At 45.2% G+C, this 621-nt stretch carries 1 pseudogene; it reads right to left on the bottom strand.

Features of this window, described 5'->3' with window-relative positions:
• Window positions 1-499: 499 nt before the first annotated feature.
• Window positions 500-621: pseudogene (locus tag J9889_RS23110) on the bottom strand (ISAs1 family transposase); the annotation flags it as partial.

Here is a 621-nt window from a genome sequence, read left to right as displayed (position 1 = left end):
GCGGCGACCAAACCAAGGTGATCGAGGTTACGGATCGAGATAGCGGGTGCGGCCATGATGATCTACCTGCAAAAGAGAGTAATAGATCAGAACGGCCGATCGCCGTCAAGCACTGAAAATAGCAAAATCAGGTGCGGAATGACGGTAGGATCTACATCGATGCTGATTTTATCCAGTCCAGCTAATATTTTTCCTGAGACATCATTTAGTTTTTTAAGCAAGTTACGGACAATCAATGACGAAGAGTAATTGAGGTTTGCATGAGTCAATACTGACGAGTTTTTGATAGATTCGTTTGTCGTTGGATTGTGCGAGGGGGTGTGTCGTGCGACGGTGAAATTATAAGTATAGATGGCTTGTGCTACGATCGCGTTATATGTGTTGCCGCCATAAATAATAGAGTGTTCCTCATATTCAGGTATAGAAAGCCATCCGCCATTATTAATTTTTAATAAATGGGGTGACGCAAGGATAGCAGGGCGAGAGCGTGAACATATTGTTAAATTGATGCCAGTTCAGCTAACCCAGCATCCAGTACCTTTTCCAGATATGGGCTGCTCATGCCCGCAAATTGCTGCTTCTTCCGCAAGCTTGCCTTACGGCTGGTTTCGGCTCGCAGCA

Source organism: Aeromonas sp. PrichA-15, assembly GCF_017939245.1.
GTDB lineage: Bacteria > Pseudomonadota > Gammaproteobacteria > Enterobacterales > Aeromonadaceae > Aeromonas > Aeromonas caviae.
This window is presented reverse-complemented; position numbering and strand designations above follow the sequence as displayed.